The organism is Enterococcus sp. LJL99, from assembly GCF_054871725.1.
On sequence record NZ_JBTXLT010000001.1, the window covers coordinates 91,671 to 110,102 of the forward strand.

The window sequence follows — 18,432 nt, forward strand, 5'->3', positions numbered from 1 at the left end:
CTCACCTACACTTTCTCTTTCAAGTTTTTACCTAAGATTCCTGCTGGACGAATCAATAAGATAACAATCAATAATGCATAAACAACGGCATCTTTATAGTTAGAGAATCCTAAAGCAATCGTCACTGTTTCTAACAAGCCGATTACAAAGCCTCCTAAAGCAGCTCCAGGAATAATTCCGATTCCTCCTAAAACAGCCGCAACAAAAGATTTTAGCCCTGGTACAACACCCATCATCGGATCGATTGAATTATAGTATAAACCAATCAACATTCCTGCCGCTGCCGCAAGAGCAGAACCTAAGGCAAACGTAAATGAAATCGTTCTATTCACATTGATTCCCATTAATTGGGCAGCATCTGCATCAACAGAAACAGCTCTCATCGCTTTTCCCATTTTTGTTTTTTTAACGATTAATTGCAAAGCCAACATTAAAACAAGTGAAACAACTAAAATAAGCACTTGAATGTTTGATATTTGCAGAAATCCTATTTCGTATTTTTTATAGGCTATGGCCTGAGGAAACGATTGTTTTTCAGGACCAAAAAGATAAATCATGCCATTTTGTAGCAAAAAAGATACCCCAATCGCTGTAATTAGCGCCGCAACTCTTGTCGATTTGCGTAACGGTCGATACGCTAAAAATTCAATAATAACACCAATCACTGCCGCTCCAGCCATTGATAGAATCAGTGCAGAGAAAAATCCTAAATTTAATTTATTTATAAAAAAGTACCCCATAAAACCGCCCAACATGTAGATTTCACCATGGGCAAAGTTAATTAATTTGATAATTCCATAAACCATTGTATATCCTAACGCCAACAACGCATAAATACTCCCTAAAAAAAGACCATTAACTAACTGTTGTATGATTTGTTCCATCATGTATCACTTCCATTCTTTTTTATCCTTTTTTACCTTGCAGATAAAACAGAGCCCAAAAATTTCGATGCTCTGTTTTTTCATAGATTCCACTTAAATTAATTAAATCGTTTAAGGATTCACGATATCTGCTGAAGTTTCTTTTCCTTTAGTCAAACCTAATACAACACCAGTTTTCTCAGGATTATGATCTTTATCCATGTTCATTTTTCCAGTAACCCCTACAAAATCAGTCAACTCCGCTAACCCTTTAGTAATATCTTTAGAATCGGCTGAATTTTCGGTTTCAATTGCTTGTTTAATCATATAGACAGAATCATAACCTAATGCATTAAACGCAGAGGGTTGTCTATTATATTTTTTCTTGAATGCTTCAACAAATGGTTCAACTTTATCAGTTGCAGGAGCCTTTTCGGAGAAATGTCCAGTATAATAAACTTCGTTCACATTGTCTGGGCCTGCAATTTCTACTAATTTCTCATTCCCAAAACCATCTGCTCCTAAAATCGGCTGATTAATTCCCATTTCTCTTGCTTGTTTAATAATCAGACCTGCTTCTGCATAATAACCGGGAATATAAATTGCATCGAAATCTAAATCTTTGATTTTAGTTAATATGGCTTGGAAATCTTTATCTCCAGCAGTAAATGTTTCTTCTTTAACAATTTCACCCGTATATGTCTCTTTAAATGATTTGGTTAATCCTAACGCATAATCACTTGAATTATCTCCAATAATAACAACTTTTTTAGCATCTAAGTTTTTTTGCGCGAAATTCGCTAAAATAATTCCTTGGAATGAATCTTGGAAACAAGCTCTAAAAATATATTCTTGTACTTTTCCATTAAGAATCGTAATTGCATCATCTGTTCCAGAAGGTGTTACCACTGGAACTGCTGCTCTAGTCATATTGGGAATTGACGCTTTTACTGCCCCAGAAGTTGCAGGTCCAATCACAGCTACTACTTTTTCTTTATACGCTAAATTCGCAGCAACTGAGGTCGTCTCGCCAATATCGGACTTGTTATCTTTTTGGATTAACTGTAATTTTTTACCAAGTACGCCTCCATTTTCATTGATTTCTTCAATCGCTAATGCGACGCCTTCTTTTTCGGCTGTTCCATAGGCAGAAACATCACCGGATAGTTCCATATTTATGCCAATTTTAATTGTATCACCTTCAGCCTTGTTCCCATCACCTACTGCACCCCCAGCAGCTGGTCCACAAGCTGTTAACAATAATAATCCAGCACATAAAAAAACTAGTTTTTTCATTGCTTGTCCTCCTTAATCTCTTTTTTTCATAGATATTTATCCAAAAGAGTGTATATATAAATGTAATAAAAAAGACGTGGAATGTCAATGAATTTTCAGAAAATTTCTATAATTCAAATTATTACAACAACCCTATTTTTCCTCCTTCTATTTCGCACCAAAATAATTTTTTCTTTAAAAAGAACTAACTACTTTTGTTGAGTAAAGTTTGCAGCTGCTCCAATTAAGTTCGCATCATTTCTATGTTCACAAACGACGATTTCAGGAACAAAATCATTTAACTTAAAATGCTGCAGTTTCTCTTTCATTTTCTCATTTACTTTCACTAATAAATCTTCTTTAGCAGAAACGCCACCTCCCAAAACAATAATTTCTGGATCTAGAGAAAATTGAATATTAAATAATCCTTGAGCTAAATAGTCGTAAAAATGATTCACCTCTTCTATCGCAAGTTCATCCCCAGCTTCTGCAAACGCAAATACTTCTTCGCCAGAAAAAGTACTTTTAGGAACCCCTTTTCTGCGACAATAACGCCAAGCCATCTGTACAGCTGTTCCAAGTTGACTAAATGTTTTTCCTTCATTTAAAAACATCAAACCAAACTCGCCACCATAAAGATGCGCGCCTTTCGCAATTTCTCCATTATGAAAAATCGCTCCACCAATACCTGTTCCGATCACAACAAAAGCAACTTCTTTCTTCCCTTTAGCCGCACCTTCATAAATTTCAGCCATGCCTGCACAATTGGCATCATTTTCAATTGTAACCGGCAGCTGAAATAAACGCTCTAGCTCTGCAAAAATATCAAAATGATGAATGTAGGGAATAGCAGAAATACCATTGATTCTTTGTTTTTCAACATCCACAACACCTGGTGCACTTATCGCTACTCCTTCAAGTTCTTGTTCTGTTTCGTTTTTAACTAACAATAAACACGCTTTCATTTCTTCCCATGACTTTGGCGTTGGAAATTTCCCTTTATTTTTTAGTTGTTTGCCTTCCCAAACACCATGTTTTATTGCTGAACCACCAAAATCAAATACTAAAATTGCCATCTCTAAAACCACCTCTATTTATTTTTTCTTCTATAATTGTAAGGTCCATGATACTCTTGATCAGGATTCCTTTTTAAACTAAATTTTAAAGGTACATAATCGATTCCACCTTTTACAAATGGGTGACAGCGACACATGCGGGCCGTTCCCATGGTAACCCCTTTAATCGTCCCATGTGTCTGAATTGCATCAATCATATATTGAGAACAAGTTGGATAATAACGACATCTTGGCTGTAGGCCTGGTGAAATAAAGCGTTGGTATCCTCGAACCACTCCGATGAAAATATTTTTTGCCATTTAATCCCTCTTTTCTCTACTTGAAAAAACTATACCGTGTATCAGAAATCAATGCAAGAGTCGACTGTTATTTTCCTGATAATATTATAGTAAGAATGAACGCTTCCATCTCAATTTATATACTTTCCTAAATTGCGCAAAATTAATGAGAAAATTCAAATTTCTCTTTAGTTTTCAGCTATCACTTAGAGAAAGCTATTCAAAACAAGAAAAGGATGATAAACTATTAACAAAGTAATTGACTTTTTAAACTACTAATAGAAATGGAGTAATTCAATAATGGGCTTAAAATTTGAACGTTCAGATGATTTAGATAAATTATTTGATTCTTTTGCTGTTGATCCTAAAAAGGTCGAAATGCCAAAAGAAGAATTAGAGAAAGAAGCGGAAAAAGAGAAAAAAAGAGAAAAAGATTCAGAATCGAAATAGTTACCTATCTATTTTCGAGTAGAACTTCTTTAAAAATCACGAAAGTAAGTAACTAACCCAGTGATTTTTATTGATTTAGCCCTATAATAATTATAGTTTTTATGCTTAAATACCTTTCAAATAAAAAAGCCAAAACAAAAAGATACTCACTTTGTTTCGGCTTTTTTAAGTTGAATAAGATGGCTGGCATTTTCTGTAAGGATTTATAAATATTTTTCAATCGCTTGCCAGGCCTCTTCTTTTCCTTCTTTCGTTTGAGAAGAAAAAAGAATAAAATCATCTGATTTATCAAAATCCAAGGCTTTTTTGATAATACTTTCGTGTTTATTCCACTTTCCTCTAGGAATTTTATCTTTTTTTGTTGCTACAACGATTACTGGAATATTATAGTATTTCAAAAAATTATACATTTGAATATCTTCTTGGGTTGGTGGATGACGTAGGTCAATCAAAGAAACGACCGCTTTTAATTGCTTTCTTGAAGTCATATATGTTTCAATCATTTCGCCCCATTTTGCTCGTTCTGTCTTTGATACTTTCGCATAACCGTATCCTGGAACATCGACAAAATGCAACGCATCTTCAATTAAATAAAAATTCAAGGTTTGAGTCTTGCCAGGTTTACCAGATGTTCTAGCAAGATTTTTCCGATCAATCAACGTATTGATAAAAGATGATTTCCCTACATTCGATCTACCTGCCAAAGCTATTTCTGGCAAGTCTGTTTCAGGATATTGTTTTGGTGAAACTGCACTGATTACTATTTCAGCATTATGAACCTTCATAGGCTCCCCTCCTCTATATACTTTTTTCTATTGTTCGTCTTTCATTTACAACAAAGTTTAAGGACTGAAGCAAACTTAAACGTTTAGCCTCAGTCCTTGAAGTTTTAGCCAGCTTTTTGACCTTCTTTATCGTATACAATCACAGGTTTCCCTGTACCTTCAGCTGCAGTTTTCGTAATGATTACTTTTTTGATATTTTCATCCGATGGTACATCAAACATTACATCTAACATAATATCTTCAATAATTGAGCGTAAACCACGAGCGCCTGTATTGCGTTCAATCGCTTTTGCAGCAATCGCACGTAATGCTTCTGGCTCAAACTCAAGTTCAGTATCATCTAAAGAAAGTAATTTCTCATATTGTTTAACTAACGCATTTTTAGGTTCAGTCAAAATACGAACCAAATCATCGGTTGTTAGTTTTTCTAAAGCTGCAGTTACTGGTAATCGTCCAATAAATTCAGGAATCAAACCAAATTTTAGTAAATCTTCCGGTATGATTTGTTGCATAATACTTTCATCTTCCCCTAATTTACTATTATTTGTCCCAAAACCGATTGTTTTTTCACCTAAACGGTTCTTCACAATTGTTTCGACACCATCGAAAGCTCCTCCAACGATAAACAATACATTTGTTGTATCGATTTGGATAAATTCTTGATGAGGATGTTTACGTCCTCCTTGTGGTGGAACACTTGCTACTGTTCCCTCTAAGATTTTCAATAAGGCTTGTTGCACACCTTCACCAGAAACATCTCGCGTAATTGAAACATTTTCACTTTTACGTGCAATTTTATCGATCTCATCAATATAAATGATGCCTTTTTCAGCACGTTCTACATTATAGTCAGCAGATTGTAAAAGTTTCAATAGAATATTTTCCACATCTTCTCCCACATATCCAGCTTCTGTCAAACTCGTAGCATCTGCAATGGCAAATGGTACATTTAATGTTCTAGCTAATGTTTGTGCTAAAAATGTTTTTCCTGAACCAGTCGGTCCAATCAAACAAATATTACTTTTTTGTAATTCTACTTCATCACTTGTTGAATTTTCTGATTGATTAACACGTTTATAATGATTATAGACCGCTACAGATAACGCACGTTTTGCTTGGTCTTGTCCAATAACATATTCATTTAAGACGTCCAAAATCTCTTGAGGTTTAGGGACATCGGTCAATTCACGTACGGCTTCATCATAAAATTCTTCATCAATAATCTCTTTGCATAAGTCGATACATTCGTTACAAATGTAGACGCCAGGTCCAGCAACGATTTTCTTCACTTCTTCTTGCGTCTTACCACAAAAAGAACAGCGAACTGCATCATTATTATTTGTATTGTCGTACATGCATGTCACTCCTCTAAAAATCAAAAATGACTGCCTTAACAGTCTGACAATATGATAGCACATATTAAAAAAAAATGCGAATCCCTGATTCTCAATATTTCGATTATTGTATGCGGTTTATGGTATACTAAAAGACGCAATATAAATATGCTGATCCTTAAGTCAGCGCTAAAATGGAGGGAAATACATGCTGGAACAAATTTTATTAGGTACGTATACTCGAAGAGTGAGTAAGGGGATTTATCAAATTGAATTAGATACGACAAAAGAAGCCCTTTCTGAAGCAACTTTAGTCGTTGAAGAACTTAGCCCAACTTATTTAGCATTAGATAGCAAAGAAGATCTTTTTTGCGTATCCTCTGTGGATGGCGAAGGCGCGTTGGCCGCTTATAAAAACGCAAACAATCAATTCGATTTATTAAATAAAGTCAGTGAAGCTGGCGCACCACCTTGTTACGTTGCCATCGATGAAGACAAACAATTAGTCTTTGGTGCCAATTATCATCAAGGGATTGTTCATGTTTATCGTATTTTAGCAGATGGACGTATTGAAGATGCTGATAAAATTATCCATGACGAACCAACCGGACCACATGAAAATCAAAACAATGCTCATGTTCATTATACCGATTTAACACCAGACGGACGCTTAGCTGTATGTGATTTAGGAACAGATCGTGTCTATACTTATGATGTGAGTGCCTCAGGAAAACTAACTGAAGTAGCTCAATATGTTGCTGAACCAGGAACCGGGCCTCGTCATTTGGTCTTCCACCCTAATAACCAATTTGCCTATCTTTTTGGTGAATTAGATAGTACCATTACCGTTTTAGCTTATAATGAAGCTGATGGTTCTTTCAAACAAGTCCAAAAAGTATCAACTTTACCTGAAGGATTCGATGCGTTTAATGGAGGAGCAGCTATTCGAATTTCTGCAGACGGACGTTTTGTTTACGCTTCTAATCGTGGACATGATTCAATCGCTGTTTTCGCTGTAACAACTGAGGGTTCAACTATTGAACGCGTACAATTGATTTCAACCGAAGGAAATATTCCGCGTGATTTCGATTTAGATCCATCAGGAAAATTTGTCGTTGCAGCAAATCAAGATAGTGACAATTTAACTCTTTATCGTCGTGATGAAACAACTGGTTTGTTAGAAATGATTCAAAAAGATGTTTACGCACCAGAATGTGTTTGTGTTTATTTTAAATAAAAAATACTAGAGAGTGTCAGAAAACAATTGAGAAATTCGAAATTGTTGGAAATTTAGCTTGAAATCAAGAAAGAAAACGTGGCTTACGTGGGACATAAGCGAGGCTTTACGACGATGAGTTCCAGCTAAAGGTCGCCGTTATCGTTCTCAGACACTCCCTAACTACGATTAAACAGCTAAACAGCCACGGAGGAGAAATAACTTTCATGGCTGTTTTAGTTACATTTTAGAAGGAGGAAAACTAGTGGATAAAATGATTGTGATTGGATGTCCTGGTGCTGGGAAAAGTACTTTTTCACGAAAATTAAGAGAGTATACAAATTTACCGTTGTATTACCTTGATCTTTTATGGCATAAAAAAGATCAAACAACTATATCAAAAGAAACCTTTGATGAACGTTTAAAGCAGCTGTTAATAGAAGAAAAATGGATTATTGATGGGAATTATTTGCGTACGCTTGACATTCGCTTAGCAGCATGTGACACCGTTTTTTTGTTGGACTATCCGTTAGAAGTTTGTTTGGCTGGGGTCGAATCCCGTATTGGAAAAGCAAGAGAGGATATGCCTTGGATTGAGTCAGAGTTTGACCCAGAATTTAGGCAATGGATCATTGATTTCCACCAAAATCAACTCCCTACAATTTATAGACTGCTTGAAGAAAATCAGAATAATAAAAATATTTTTGTTTTTAATTCAAGAAGTGAAGCAAATCATTACTTTTCAAAACTAGCAAATCACGTATACTCAATCTAAAAATAGTTTTTTGAACCTTTTATAGATAATCTTTAAGTCCTCATAATTGTTTACTCTAGAGTTACAAGGACCTTTTCGATGCTGAATGCTTTCTACTTGGTGTTCATCAAATTTTTGATAACCGAGTAAGTATTTTGCATCAGCTATTCATTTCATTCCCTATATTTCACAACAATTTTAGCTTATTTTTCGGAGCTAACCACTATTGTCTCAAACTACTTCCCAACTTATTTTTATTTTTTTCAGTTTTAAAAAATAAAAAGGAGCTGGTCAATTCCCAACTCTTTTTAGCAATATTCTTACTTAAACACTGAATCTTTTTTACGATTGGATTTAAATAGATATAAGTATGCAAGTGCTATTGTTACAAGTAATAACTCACCAATAAAGTTGAAGCGATTATTTTTTTCTCCAGTATTTGGTAAGGGTTTATTTTTAGTTTGACTTGCTGTAGGTTTATTCCCTTCTGTTTTGTTGGTTGCTGATTGATTATTTGTCGTTTTATCACCTGATTTATTGATATTATTAGAGGTGTGAGTATTTGTAATGATTATGTTGCCTTTATCGGTATTATTTATAGTAACCGTGTACTCATTCAATGTATCCAATTCTTTTACCGTATAATCAATTGCTTTACCATTTTGTTTCTCCTCAAGTTCTGTCCAGTTGGTTGTCCAGTTATTATTTTTATTTAGTTCAACTGGATTTCCATGCGCAACGCCATCTGCATAAAGCTGCACTTGAATACTATTCAGGCGCAAAGCATCTTGATTATTTGAATCATTCCATGCTTTCGTCACTGTCACACTTGTTTTCCCAGGGGTATAATGATTCGTTATCTCTGTTCCTTTTTTAGATAATACACGCTAAATTTTTACTTGGGTTTACTTATTTCTTTAACAGGCTTAAGTTTAAGTTGGATAAGTGTAAGAAACTAGAATAGAAAGAACAAATTTTGAAAGAAAAAGATTTTGAAGATAAAATTGAGAGGTGGGCTATTATTTATTTAGAGAAAAGTATCACTAGTCACTGGGAGATAAAAACTATCGAGTCTATCATAATATTTTAGTTTTAATAGCTAGTAGTTCTTCAATCATTGCAGGTTATTTTAAAATTAATCAAAATAATAATATCGGTAAATCGTTGATAGGATTTGGAGGACTAAGCATAGCAGGCTGTCTAATCTCTCATAAAATAAATTTGTCACACCTACATAAATAACGAACATTATTGATTCATAGTTAAATCAAACTTTCTACTTATTTTGAGCGTAATAACTTTACTAAGTTAATATATTATGTTGAATAGGGCTTGAATATCTATATAACTAGGGGAGATATATTTTTCAGTCTTATCTATCGTGTATGAGGTGATTGAGACAAAAGTGGTTTGCTTCGAAAAGCAAGTAGATACAGTGCCTTATCAAATCATTTTGTTCTTCGTGATTGAATGTAACAAGTCGTTTTTTCCGATATTCTTATTGTTTTATAACGTCTATTAGGTTTTCGAAGATAAAAGTTTTTACTTTTGTCTCATCTTCCTCTAAAATCAAACAAATGGCACTCCTTACTAAGAAAGCAAATTACTTAATTTTTTTTTCCATTTTCCCACAAAAAAATCACTTAATAGGTTAACTTTTTTGGTTATTTCAAAAAAACAACTCCCATTCCCTTTTCAATCACAGCAAAATAAGCATTAACTTACAAATTACGTTTTGCAAGTTACTACTTATTTTTGTTATTCTTTTCAGAAACTAAAATCAGTATTTTGAAATCCTTTTAAGTTATAAATTTCATTAAATTAAACTTAGCTTCTAACTGGAACAAAAATGTCCCTTTATACTATCTTTAAATTCAATTTGAGAGCAAATAAACTAATTATTTTAGTCTAGACAAGGACTCGTTTTTAAAAGCAAGTTAGGAATCCACTTGTTTTATCCCTTCACTTAATAACTCAAATTCTACTTTGGGAAATTTGCCCCACGCTTCTTCATATAATTTAAAATTCACTCCTGAGCTATAATAAGAAAACTCAGTCTGTACATCTTTGATAAATAACGCACTAGGTATAGAAAACGTCAGAAAGCACTTATCTTTATTTTCATTACTTAATACGTCACCTTCATAAGGCAATTCAAATGACTCCTTAACTGCTGAAAAAAGAGAAATTATAAATGTTTCATGATCCTTATTTTTGATATTTATTATATTCGCACTTGGTTCATCATGCCAGCATAACCATATTTCATTTTCTTTTTTGGTCAACAAGTCTATAAGGCAACTCAATAAATTTTTTGGCGCATCACTACCCAAAAAATCAGAATTAGTCACTATTACTTCTTGATTTCCATCCGATAGTATAATTTCAAACCAGCCAGCATAAATATCAACGATTTTAAAAGAACTTTTTCTCTCTTTCATTTACAACTCCTATCAATATTTTCTATGTATTTAACGAATTAAAAATTAAATCGGTTATCCAAGGCGACTCTTTTCTTCGATTATCAAACGGAATATACCCATTGTATTTATAAATAAATTCATTTTTCCAACCTTGTTTTTTAGTCATTTTATTAGTAACTAATTCTTTTAAGTCTGTTGTTAATTCCGAAGTCCATAAGGAACGTTTCCCTGTGATATAAATGATATCGGTTAAAGATAAAACATAGCTTGGGGGAAACATATTCTCTGTGATATGCGCTGAGATAGGCTGCCCATTCGTTAAACGTTTATACATTTTTTGTTTTAACATATAGTTTGTCCCTTGGACTAAAAGAGCTTCGACTTCTTCATCATTTCCATCGACTAATTCTTGATAAGTGATCAAAGCTCTTATTGTTTTGCCAATCCCAATATAACAAGGAGTCTTTTTCAAACAGCCTCCATGTTTACAAATACCAGATTCTTGCCAATCAGTCCTTTTATTCCGCTCAAATAATTGATATTTTTTAATCCAGTTCAATGCAGTTTGTGCTTCTTTTGTTTTCCCTAACCCCAATCGACAGTAAGATTCCAAAAGCATAGCATTATAGCAAGGAACAATATCTTGAACTTTTCTTGTATAAGAAAACCCCTCACTTGTAGCAATTTGTTCATTAACAAAAACAACTAACTCTTTGGTTTTATCTAATTCACTGCTATACGATATCTCCGCTAATCCAATTAAAGCAAAGATTTTTCCTAAATCAGTTAAATTTTCTAACTCACAATACTTTTGAACAATCTCTGACTTTTCTAGAAAAGACATCGGCTGATCAATACCTTCTCCATTTTCAATCTTCGTTTTTAGTATAAATGCTGTATCCATTATTATTCTCCTTTTTTTCTTATTATAGGTGAAAAATATAGAGAAGACCACTCACTTTCAAAAATAGTCTCTTCAATAATAAAATAAGCTTCTTTTATCCTGTACTTTAAAAAAAATTATACATATAACCTGCTTCAAACAACTCATTAAAAGGAGGAAGTCAAAAGAAAAACACCTTTTAAAACCGAATAAATATCCCTAAGTAAAAAATATAAAGATTTTAATTATTAATTTTGATACTATTAATTTGAAAGGAGTTAAATTTATGAAATTAATCAAACGTATCAACCTAATTGAGAATAAGAAAGTCATTTATTTATTAAACTTTTTTTCAATCCTATTATTAATTATTTCTTTAGTTACTTTGTCCTATCTAACATTAAAATCAACTGGTAGTGAAAGCTTTGAAATAACAGGACCTCTAGAAATAATCTTATTTGGATTGTCTTGTCTTTTAATCATTCCTATTCACGAATTAATCCATGCACTTTTTTTTAAAGTATTTCATCCTCAAGGAAAGGTGCAATTTGGATTTAAAAACGGAATGGCCTATGCAACAAGTCCTAATTCTTATTATTCTAAATTTCAATTTTTTATCATTGGCATCGCTCCGTTTATTTTCATTGCAAGCTTTTTAATCATTCTGTTCATGCTAAAAATGATTTCTGCTTTCTTTTTTGTTTGCTTAGCTTCGATTCACACGGCTGGTTGTGTTGGTGATTTTTATTGGATCTACTTACTGGTTAAAGCCCCTAAAAATGCTTTAATAGAAGATACTGAGGTTGGTATAAATTTTTATGAAGCATAATTTTTTTAGTTAAACTTTTTTTAATCTGTTAAATAAAATAAATGAGACAATAGTCAGAAAACAGTTTTCTGACTATTGTCTCATTTATTATTTTAAAACTCTAGTAAAGCACAATAACTAGCTCGTCAACTTACTTAAAGACTGTATTAATAATACTCATCCAAAACTCTGATAGACTGCCAAAAACAATCGCTGTTATTGGAATCAACGCCCATATCCAAGCTTTACTAGAATTTTGTGTTTTTGCTTTCAATCTTAGATTTTCATTTTCTAGCTTCAATTTTTCAATTTCAATCTCTAACAACTCTTTTTCTTTATCCATTTTGTAACATCTCCTTTTCATCATTTTATCTTTATATTGATTCGTTGTATATCGGTCTTAAGGAGGAATTACAAAATAAAAAAATAGTTAGATTATTGCTAAAACCTTTAATTCGATGGGACAAAAGCAATTTTTTTGATGCTCCTTTTTAATTCTTTGATTCTGGAAATTCATCCCTTGTTGTTTCTGCTTCATTTTTAAACTTTTCTAATTCTGATGCAATCTGTTTATCCAATTCCTTTTTATGCTTGTCCTCTTTTTCATCTTGTTTCATGACTTCATCTGCTTTTTCTTTGCCTAAAAATTTAGCCAATCCTTCTGTCATTGCTTTTGTTTGACGTAAAATAAAGTCTTTTTCATAATCTGCCATACGTATTCCTCCTTTATTATTTAAAATAATAAACATTGTCTAGTTTAAAATGGTATCTGCGTCTATTTTTCATAGCAAAAAAATGACTTAATAACAATCCCAATTAAATAAAACGTGAGAAAAATCTTTCTCTAATAGTTTTTCTCGATTGATAAAAAAATTCCCAACCCCACAATCTCCCCACATAATATTTTGATCATCTGAATCTAATTGAAATAATAACTCATTAAATTCATCCGCCAAAGCTTGATCATATTCGCGTGGATCAGATTGTGTAAAAAATGGATAGCCGCCAATCGATGAAGTAGGAGTAATCATCTCATTAACTGTATCTTCTAATTCTGGATTATTGATTTCCTCTTCAAGAAATTCATAATAAGGTTGACCTACTAAAGAAGTAAACTCTACAATATCGTTCATTGGAATTGATTCGTCTAATGCGCCATAAAGTTTCATTTCCTTTTCGACCACAGGATAACATTCAATCTTTTCAAAAGGTGAAAATATGGTTCTTTGTTGAGATTCAGTATACGATTCTTCAGTAATACTTGGAAAATAAAATACTTTAAACCGCTCCTGGTTAGTTGGAGAATCAAAATCTAGTCCCATTAAATCATCAAAATAATCAACATAGAACGCTAAAATTCCTTGTTCAGGAAATAATTTCAGTTTAGGCATTTCTGAAAAATTGATTTGCGCTAGTAAAGATAATGGTTGGTTATCTGTATTTAATGGATAAGCTATTTTTTTCGGAAGATATCCATATCCGCCAACTTTACTACTAATCAACGATGTATCTTCTTCCTTAGTGAATAACGATATAAACTGCTTCTTATGTTTCAAAATTTTCTCAGCGCTTTCTGCCGAGAAGTACTTATACAAATTTTGTGCTAAATTAAGCATATCTTTTCTCTCCTCTAAATTTATTTTAATTGGTGAAAATGATTTATACGAAGCTACTTGCACTATTGATTGTATTAATTATATCATTTTCTATCAGTATTTCTTGATCAAAAATAGTTTTCTATTGCTTACTTCTAATTATTATTACGACAAACAACTAATTATCTGATTGACATTAATTCAACTATAGTTGAAAATTAGCTTTGTTTACAATACATAAAGGAGGATCCAATGAAAAAATTAATTACGATTACTTTAATCCCAATGCTATTTTTTTCACTGATTGCTTGCAGTAAACAAAGTGATAAAAAGAAGACTGAAAAAGCTGATACGCAAACCTTTATTCTTGAAAAAGAAGGGGTGAAAAGTGAAGCTATTTTAACTATCGAAGGAGAGGCAATAAAAAAAGAAGCAGTCATCATCACATCCTCGTTTGAAACTGCAGGAGTAACAACAAAACAAGAAGCAGAAACATTAGCAGAAAATTTTAAAAATCAAAAAAGCGGTATTGAAGGAATTGAGGTATCAGCAAAAATAACCGATAATGAAATTATTTTATCTAGTACAACTGACTATTCTAAAGTCGATTTGACTCAATTAGGTATTCAAAAAGATATGATGGCTAAGGATAGTAACTTACCTTCCGCAAAAGTAAGGATACAAGATTATAAAGGGATGGGTTACATTGAAAAATAATAAGGTTTAATTAAATACTTGAATAAAAATTAGCGATATGAATTTCAATTTAAATGCCAATAGAATAGAACTAGCATATACAGAATGATATATTTCAACTCCGTATATGCTAGTTTAATCTTTTATTGAAGTAAGATTCAGAAAATTTGCCTAACGTTCTTATGTATATACTACTATTTTACGAATGTGAAAAAAATTAGCTTCAATAGCTATTCAGAATTAAAGCTCCGCATAAATGATGAGACAAAAAAAGCGCAATTACCCACGAATTACTTTGATAATATTTCATTTTTGGAAAATACTTTGACCATAAATTTCAAAAAAATACAGATTATTGCAAACGAGATTCAACAATACAAAGAGATTGTTGGAATGCGTTTTGGCGCTTCGGCCAGATTATGTAAATATGAGACAAAACTATTTCGTAAACACTCAAAAAGTCGATTTCGTGATTGAAGCCCCTTATTTTCAAAGCAATAAAACCTGTTTGATTTTTTATTAAACTTAGTAAATAAACGCTGGATCAGACGTTTTTTTAACAACAAAGCCTCTGATCCAGAATTTTTTATTTGCTATTCTGAAATACTAATTTTCTTCAACCTTTGTTACAATTAATGTGCCATCAGAGTTGTACAAAGGGCAGACACCTCCATTAACAATCATTAGATAATTAACCCCTGTTTCTTGGTCGATAAGAACTGTCCCATGGCCAATCATTTTTTTCTCACCCAAAATAAAGCGTGGTTCTTTTTTACTCATTTTTTTCTCCTTTTATTAGTAACTTCCAACTAAATTTCTAAAAATTTCCACGAATAGCGCTATAGTTGTTAATCACTTCTTATTCAATTAAATAAAAAACTTTTCTTTTACATAATAAAGTTCTTTCCATAATTATAACAATCTATGAGAGAAAAAAGACAAAAATTACTTAAACAGTCAATTTATCTCCCTAGTTGGCTAATTATTTATTTTAGGATAAATTAGGTCAGTTGCAGATCCCCCCCTAGTGACGGTATATATAAGCGAAACTAGTCTATTTCTTATCTTTCTTGTATAACAGACATTATTGTTTCACAATAATAGTTAAATTTACATGTTTTCTTCATAATAAATTGGTATTTACCAATTATACTGTTTATAGCCAAGAGAATAATTTGGGAAGTTTATTCTCTTGCTTTCTTAGACTATTACTAAAGTCATTCCTCTATGTTATGTTCTAGTATCCATTCCTAGCATAAAAAATGGTCTAAGAAAAAATGATAATTAGTGCACATAGTTTTAAAAAAAGGAAAATAAAATGTCGTTGATTATAGATTTTTTTTACTAATTATCATAAAAGCTGACAACCTTTTGGTTGTCAGTTTTTTTCTATAAAAAAAGACAACTAGACGATTAAACAAAAGTGCTTTTTACTTTTGCCTCACTCAAGTTGTCTATTTTAACTCCATAGATACATTCTTTGACCTAAACGATTAATTCGTTCGCTCAAATACTTTCTTTTCTGGTAACACATAGTGTGATGGATCTTCTCCATCCGCAATCAATGCTTCTTTAAAATCCTCAATACTTAGATCTAGTTTTCTGGAAAGATCAAACACACTGTGCAACACATCATGAAAATACATAGAATTTCCTTGCTCAAAATATGCTTTATATTCCTTAGAAGTATTGCCATTCCCCGTTTCAGCCTGATATTTTTTCGCTTCCTCTAGGTATTCATTAAAATGAACATTCGTATAATCTACAAAATGATTAAAAATATTAATCGCTAATGATAAATCCTTATACCACGTAGTATAATTCTTTTTAGCTAAACCACCTTTTGCTTCAATTAATTGAAAATGGTCATCTCTTAAATATTGAGTAATCAACATTTCATTGTTTAAAGCAATTCCCGTATAAGAAATATCGTCAAACCTAAACTGCTTCAAGTCCTCCAATTCTGCAAGTAAACTTTCTGGAGTAAAATTACGATTTTCCATACTTTTATAAACTTTTTTTTGTTGAAACATTTCAGTATCCTCCAATAATTACGTTTTAGTATCTCTATTATAAATTAACACTGCTAATAAGGGAAAAGATACACCAGCTTCCAGAGATTTTTTTCAAATAATACTAACAGTTCAGCCTTTCCCTAGCTTCTAAAGCTATAAATTAACCTTTATCTATGTAATAATGTAAATGATAAATTTTACTGAAAAATCATTAGGGAGGGGCTTATTGATGAAACATATACCTAATTTTCTATCTGTTCTTAGAATCTTTCTTTCAATAACTTTATTAATGATTTCAGAATCAGAACCTCTGTGGTTTATTATTTATTTTATTTGTGGTCTAACTGATATGTTGGATGGGTGGATTGCAAGACGATTCAACCATACTAGTAAATTAGGCTCAACACTTGATAGCATAGGTGATTTCATATTTGTTGTGGTAGTATTAGTAAAATTTCTATTAACTCAACCCTTTACTTCTCTAATGATAATTGTTATTTGTCTGCTCTTCTTTATAAAATCAATATCAATAATCTACGGCTGGATAAAATTTAAATCCATACCATTACTACATACACTAGCAAACAAACTTGCAGGTTTTGCTGTTTTTCTATTCGTCCCCTTCTATCTTGTTTCTAATAATGTACAGCCATATCTAGTTCTACTCTTATCTGGAATAACTCTATTTTCATCATTGGAAGAATTGGCTTTACTGATTACCTCAAAGGAATTGAAGCTAGATATTAAAAGTATTTTTAAGTGTAATAAATAAGAGTCAATCAAAATTTCTTTTTTTCTCTATAAATGTAGCAAATCTTGGGAGTTTATATAAGACAAAAAAATCGAAATACTTGATAAACAGAGGATTCCGACGTAATTTTTATAACACCCCTGACCAGAATTGAACTGATAATTGACCCTTAGGAGGGGTCTGTTATATCCATTTAACTACAGGGGCATGTGATTTTTTATTAGAACTTAAAAATACAATTCATTATTCAAAATCAAACAATACGCATTCTATTCTAAAAGTCTTTTGTAATTGTGTCAATATAAAAATATAAGAAGTTTATTATTTATCAATTACTTTTTTAGCGCAATTTTTTCTGGTGCCTGTGGTAAATACATCACAGATACTTCTGTACCAGGTACAATAGATGGAAGGTCCGAATAAGAAATCACTTCTCTAGTCACTGATGTAAGCACCATTCCATTTGCTTTATAAGAAATTGTAAATTCAAGTTCGGGTTGATGATTGATTTGTGGCCCAGTATCCTTAGTCAAAACAATCATACCTACTGTTTCAATTCCTTGTTTCCTAATCTTAGGCTTAGAAGAACTATTGAAAAATTGCTCGCCTATCAAACTACCAAAAAGTAAAAACATTCCTATAAACATAATAACAAATAAATACTTCATATTTGTCCACTGGCTCATATCTTGAGCAAACGTATATGCCATAAATGCAAAGCCACCTAAAATAACAACATAACCTAAAATTTTTGTACATTTAACTATTTTCTTCTTTTTTTCTCCAATCATTTCTATACAACCAACAAAATAATTGTATCAAAAAAACATTCATATAGACAATTAAAATTTATATTATATGATTTTATTTTAAAAAAAGAATAAAATAAAAGATATAAAATTTGATTTATTAGTCAAAAAAGGCGCTATTCACAAATATTGTTTGTCAATTTTGTGAATAGGCACCTTAACCATATTTATGCAATTATTTTTTACTATCAAAAATTTAGTTTACTTCTTATTTTTTCTACCTTTTAACGTTTTTAGTAAATAAACACTACCAACGATTACTGCTAAAGTTTTACCGATATGATTATTTCTAGCTACTTTTTTCTTGTTTGTTTTTTTCATCTTAATTTCCTTCTTTCTTATTTTTATCGCTTTCTATACTTTCATTGTATTTATTTATTGCTTATAATACAAACAATTAAACTTGAAGCAAAATAGTCGA

At 31.9% G+C, this 18,432-nt stretch carries 21 protein-coding genes and 1 tRNA gene; 6 read left to right on the top strand and 16 right to left on the bottom strand.

Features of this window, described 5'->3' with window-relative positions; all coding sequences use genetic code 11:
- Positions 1-5: 5 nt before the first annotated feature.
- From ACYSNW_RS00405 to yidD, 4 genes are all read right to left on the bottom strand, one after another.
- The gene (locus ACYSNW_RS00405; RefSeq protein WP_461742284.1) at positions 6-884 is read right to left on the bottom strand and encodes a branched-chain amino acid ABC transporter permease; all 879 of its coding nucleotides are present in this window, start codon (positions 882-884) and stop codon (positions 6-8) included.
- Between the two features lie 111 nt (positions 885-995).
- Positions 996-2,159: an ABC transporter substrate-binding protein gene (locus tag ACYSNW_RS00410; protein WP_461742285.1), complete on the bottom strand. Its 1,164-nt coding sequence runs from the start codon at positions 2,157-2,159 to the stop codon at positions 996-998.
- A 188-nt stretch (positions 2,160-2,347) separates the two neighbouring features.
- On the bottom strand, positions 2,348-3,214 hold the full coding sequence (locus tag ACYSNW_RS00415; protein ID WP_461742286.1) for an ROK family protein: 867 nt from the start codon (positions 3,212-3,214) through the stop codon (positions 2,348-2,350).
- 14 nt (positions 3,215-3,228) lie between these two features.
- Positions 3,229-3,513 carry a membrane protein insertion efficiency factor YidD gene (gene yidD / locus ACYSNW_RS00420; RefSeq protein ID WP_461742287.1) on the bottom strand — a complete coding sequence of 95 codons (285 nt, stop codon included), beginning with the start codon at positions 3,511-3,513 and terminating at the stop codon, positions 3,229-3,231.
- A 279-nt stretch (positions 3,514-3,792) separates the two neighbouring features.
- Between yidD and ACYSNW_RS00425 the strand changes: the two genes are divergently transcribed.
- On the top strand, positions 3,793-3,942 hold the full coding sequence (locus ACYSNW_RS00425) for an SPJ_0845 family protein (RefSeq protein ID WP_461742289.1): 150 nt from the start codon (positions 3,793-3,795) through the stop codon (positions 3,940-3,942).
- 203 nt (positions 3,943-4,145) lie between these two features.
- Here ACYSNW_RS00425 and yihA read toward each other — a convergent pair whose 3' ends face one another.
- A complete protein-coding gene (yihA, locus tag ACYSNW_RS00430; RefSeq protein ID WP_461742291.1) occupies positions 4,146-4,727 on the bottom strand; it encodes a ribosome biogenesis GTP-binding protein YihA/YsxC in 582 nt (193 codons plus the stop codon).
- A 104-nt stretch (positions 4,728-4,831) separates the two neighbouring features.
- A complete protein-coding gene (gene clpX / locus ACYSNW_RS00435; RefSeq protein ID WP_461742292.1) occupies positions 4,832-6,082 on the bottom strand; it encodes an ATP-dependent Clp protease ATP-binding subunit ClpX in 1,251 nt (416 codons plus the stop codon).
- A gap of 187 nt (positions 6,083-6,269) precedes the next feature.
- Here clpX and ACYSNW_RS00440 point away from each other — a divergent pair, with 187 nt between their 5' ends.
- Together ACYSNW_RS00440 and ACYSNW_RS00445 are read left to right on the top strand one after the other, a co-directional pair.
- Positions 6,270-7,298 (top strand): lactonase family protein, encoded by a 1,029-nt coding sequence (locus ACYSNW_RS00440; RefSeq protein ID WP_461742293.1) that lies wholly within the window; start codon positions 6,270-6,272, stop codon positions 7,296-7,298.
- A gap of 253 nt (positions 7,299-7,551) precedes the next feature.
- Positions 7,552-8,052 (top strand): P-loop NTPase family protein, encoded by a 501-nt coding sequence (locus ACYSNW_RS00445; RefSeq protein ID WP_461742982.1) that lies wholly within the window; start codon positions 7,552-7,554, stop codon positions 8,050-8,052.
- A gap of 299 nt (positions 8,053-8,351) precedes the next feature.
- On the opposite strand, the gene ACYSNW_RS00450 is transcribed toward ACYSNW_RS00445, so the two are convergent.
- From ACYSNW_RS00450 to ACYSNW_RS00460, 3 genes are all read right to left on the bottom strand, one after another.
- Positions 8,352-8,858 carry a Cna B-type domain-containing protein gene (locus ACYSNW_RS00450; RefSeq protein WP_461742294.1) on the bottom strand — a complete coding sequence of 169 codons (507 nt, stop codon included), beginning with the start codon at positions 8,856-8,858 and terminating at the stop codon, positions 8,352-8,354.
- A 1,110-nt stretch (positions 8,859-9,968) separates the two neighbouring features.
- Positions 9,969-10,472 carry a hypothetical protein gene (locus ACYSNW_RS00455; protein ID WP_461742295.1) on the bottom strand — a complete coding sequence of 168 codons (504 nt, stop codon included), beginning with the start codon at positions 10,470-10,472 and terminating at the stop codon, positions 9,969-9,971.
- A 22-nt stretch (positions 10,473-10,494) separates the two neighbouring features.
- The gene (locus ACYSNW_RS00460; RefSeq protein WP_461742296.1) at positions 10,495-11,358 is read right to left on the bottom strand and encodes a hypothetical protein; all 864 of its coding nucleotides are present in this window, start codon (positions 11,356-11,358) and stop codon (positions 10,495-10,497) included.
- A gap of 265 nt (positions 11,359-11,623) precedes the next feature.
- Here ACYSNW_RS00460 and ACYSNW_RS00465 point away from each other — a divergent pair, with 265 nt between their 5' ends.
- Positions 11,624-12,166: a DUF3267 domain-containing protein gene (locus ACYSNW_RS00465; protein WP_461742298.1), complete on the top strand. Its 543-nt coding sequence runs from the start codon at positions 11,624-11,626 to the stop codon at positions 12,164-12,166.
- Positions 12,167-12,296: 130 nt separating this feature from the next.
- Here the strand turns inward: ACYSNW_RS00465 and ACYSNW_RS00470 are convergent, their stop codons facing one another.
- The 3 genes from ACYSNW_RS00470 to ACYSNW_RS00480 all read right to left on the bottom strand — a co-directional run bounded on the left by ACYSNW_RS00470 (position 12,297) and on the right by ACYSNW_RS00480 (position 13,761).
- Complete coding sequence (locus ACYSNW_RS00470; protein ID WP_461742299.1) at positions 12,297-12,488, bottom strand: hypothetical protein; 192 nt, start codon at positions 12,486-12,488, stop codon at positions 12,297-12,299.
- 148 nt (positions 12,489-12,636) lie between these two features.
- Positions 12,637-12,858, bottom strand: coding sequence for a DUF6483 family protein (locus ACYSNW_RS00475; RefSeq protein ID WP_461742300.1), 222 nt, complete (start codon positions 12,856-12,858; stop codon positions 12,637-12,639).
- An 87-nt stretch (positions 12,859-12,945) separates the two neighbouring features.
- A complete protein-coding gene (locus ACYSNW_RS00480; RefSeq protein WP_461742301.1) occupies positions 12,946-13,761 on the bottom strand; it encodes a YwqG family protein in 816 nt (271 codons plus the stop codon).
- Between the two features lie 231 nt (positions 13,762-13,992).
- Between ACYSNW_RS00480 and ACYSNW_RS00485 the strand changes: the two genes are divergently transcribed.
- Positions 13,993-14,457: a DUF1307 domain-containing protein gene (locus ACYSNW_RS00485; RefSeq protein ID WP_461742302.1), complete on the top strand. Its 465-nt coding sequence runs from the start codon at positions 13,993-13,995 to the stop codon at positions 14,455-14,457.
- A 585-nt stretch (positions 14,458-15,042) separates the two neighbouring features.
- On the opposite strand, the gene ACYSNW_RS00490 is transcribed toward ACYSNW_RS00485, so the two are convergent.
- On the bottom strand, positions 15,043-15,216 hold the full coding sequence (locus tag ACYSNW_RS00490; RefSeq protein WP_461742303.1) for a DUF6440 family protein: 174 nt from the start codon (positions 15,214-15,216) through the stop codon (positions 15,043-15,045).
- Between the two features lie 713 nt (positions 15,217-15,929).
- The gene (locus ACYSNW_RS00495) at positions 15,930-16,469 is read right to left on the bottom strand and encodes a hypothetical protein (protein ID WP_461742304.1); all 540 of its coding nucleotides are present in this window, start codon (positions 16,467-16,469) and stop codon (positions 15,930-15,932) included.
- Between the two features lie 211 nt (positions 16,470-16,680).
- Between ACYSNW_RS00495 and ACYSNW_RS00500 the strand changes: the two genes are divergently transcribed.
- Positions 16,681-17,223, top strand: coding sequence for a CDP-alcohol phosphatidyltransferase family protein (locus tag ACYSNW_RS00500; RefSeq protein WP_461742305.1), 543 nt, complete (start codon positions 16,681-16,683; stop codon positions 17,221-17,223).
- Positions 17,224-17,337: 114 nt separating this feature from the next.
- Here the strand turns inward: ACYSNW_RS00500 and ACYSNW_RS00505 are convergent.
- Together ACYSNW_RS00505 and ACYSNW_RS00510 are read right to left on the bottom strand one after the other, a co-directional pair.
- Positions 17,338-17,409, bottom strand: a tRNA-Arg gene (locus ACYSNW_RS00505).
- A gap of 125 nt (positions 17,410-17,534) precedes the next feature.
- Positions 17,535-17,993 (bottom strand): hypothetical protein, encoded by a 459-nt coding sequence (locus tag ACYSNW_RS00510; RefSeq protein ID WP_461742306.1) that lies wholly within the window; start codon positions 17,991-17,993, stop codon positions 17,535-17,537.
- Positions 17,994-18,432 lie beyond the last annotated feature (439 nt).

Excerpts from the sequence above, each read along its gene's own strand:
- ACYSNW_RS00405 (WP_461742284.1), bottom strand. The coding sequence starts at position 884 with ATGGAACAAATCATACAACAGTTAGTTAATGGTCTTTTTTTAGGGAGT.
- ACYSNW_RS00410 (WP_461742285.1), bottom strand. The coding sequence starts at position 2,159 with ATGAAAAAACTAGTTTTTTTATGTGCTGGATTATTATTGTTAACAGCT.
- ACYSNW_RS00415 (WP_461742286.1), bottom strand. The coding sequence starts at position 3,214 with ATGGCAATTTTAGTATTTGATTTTGGTGGTTCAGCAATAAAACATGGT.
- yidD (WP_461742287.1), bottom strand. The coding sequence starts at position 3,513 with ATGGCAAAAAATATTTTCATCGGAGTGGTTCGAGGATACCAACGCTTT.
- ACYSNW_RS00425 (WP_461742289.1), top strand. The coding sequence starts at position 3,793 with ATGGGCTTAAAATTTGAACGTTCAGATGATTTAGATAAATTATTTGAT.
- yihA (WP_461742291.1), bottom strand. The coding sequence starts at position 4,727 with ATGAAGGTTCATAATGCTGAAATAGTAATCAGTGCAGTTTCACCAAAA.
- clpX (WP_461742292.1), bottom strand. The coding sequence starts at position 6,082 with ATGTACGACAATACAAATAATAATGATGCAGTTCGCTGTTCTTTTTGT.
- ACYSNW_RS00440 (WP_461742293.1), top strand. The coding sequence starts at position 6,270 with ATGCTGGAACAAATTTTATTAGGTACGTATACTCGAAGAGTGAGTAAG.
- ACYSNW_RS00445 (WP_461742982.1), top strand. The coding sequence starts at position 7,552 with ATGATTGTGATTGGATGTCCTGGTGCTGGGAAAAGTACTTTTTCACGA.
- ACYSNW_RS00455 (WP_461742295.1), bottom strand. The coding sequence starts at position 10,472 with ATGAAAGAGAGAAAAAGTTCTTTTAAAATCGTTGATATTTATGCTGGC.
- ACYSNW_RS00460 (WP_461742296.1), bottom strand. The coding sequence starts at position 11,358 with ATGGATACAGCATTTATACTAAAAACGAAGATTGAAAATGGAGAAGGT.
- ACYSNW_RS00465 (WP_461742298.1), top strand. The coding sequence starts at position 11,624 with ATGAAATTAATCAAACGTATCAACCTAATTGAGAATAAGAAAGTCATT.
- ACYSNW_RS00470 (WP_461742299.1), bottom strand. The coding sequence starts at position 12,488 with ATGGATAAAGAAAAAGAGTTGTTAGAGATTGAAATTGAAAAATTGAAG.
- ACYSNW_RS00475 (WP_461742300.1), bottom strand. The coding sequence starts at position 12,858 with ATGGCAGATTATGAAAAAGACTTTATTTTACGTCAAACAAAAGCAATG.
- ACYSNW_RS00480 (WP_461742301.1), bottom strand. The coding sequence starts at position 13,761 with ATGCTTAATTTAGCACAAAATTTGTATAAGTACTTCTCGGCAGAAAGC.
- ACYSNW_RS00485 (WP_461742302.1), top strand. The coding sequence starts at position 13,993 with ATGAAAAAATTAATTACGATTACTTTAATCCCAATGCTATTTTTTTCA.
- ACYSNW_RS00490 (WP_461742303.1), bottom strand. The coding sequence starts at position 15,216 with ATGAGTAAAAAAGAACCACGCTTTATTTTGGGTGAGAAAAAAATGATT.
- ACYSNW_RS00495 (WP_461742304.1), bottom strand. The coding sequence starts at position 16,469 with ATGTTTCAACAAAAAAAAGTTTATAAAAGTATGGAAAATCGTAATTTT.
- ACYSNW_RS00500 (WP_461742305.1), top strand. The coding sequence starts at position 16,681 with ATGAAACATATACCTAATTTTCTATCTGTTCTTAGAATCTTTCTTTCA.
- ACYSNW_RS00510 (WP_461742306.1), bottom strand. The coding sequence starts at position 17,993 with ATGATTGGAGAAAAAAAGAAGAAAATAGTTAAATGTACAAAAATTTTA.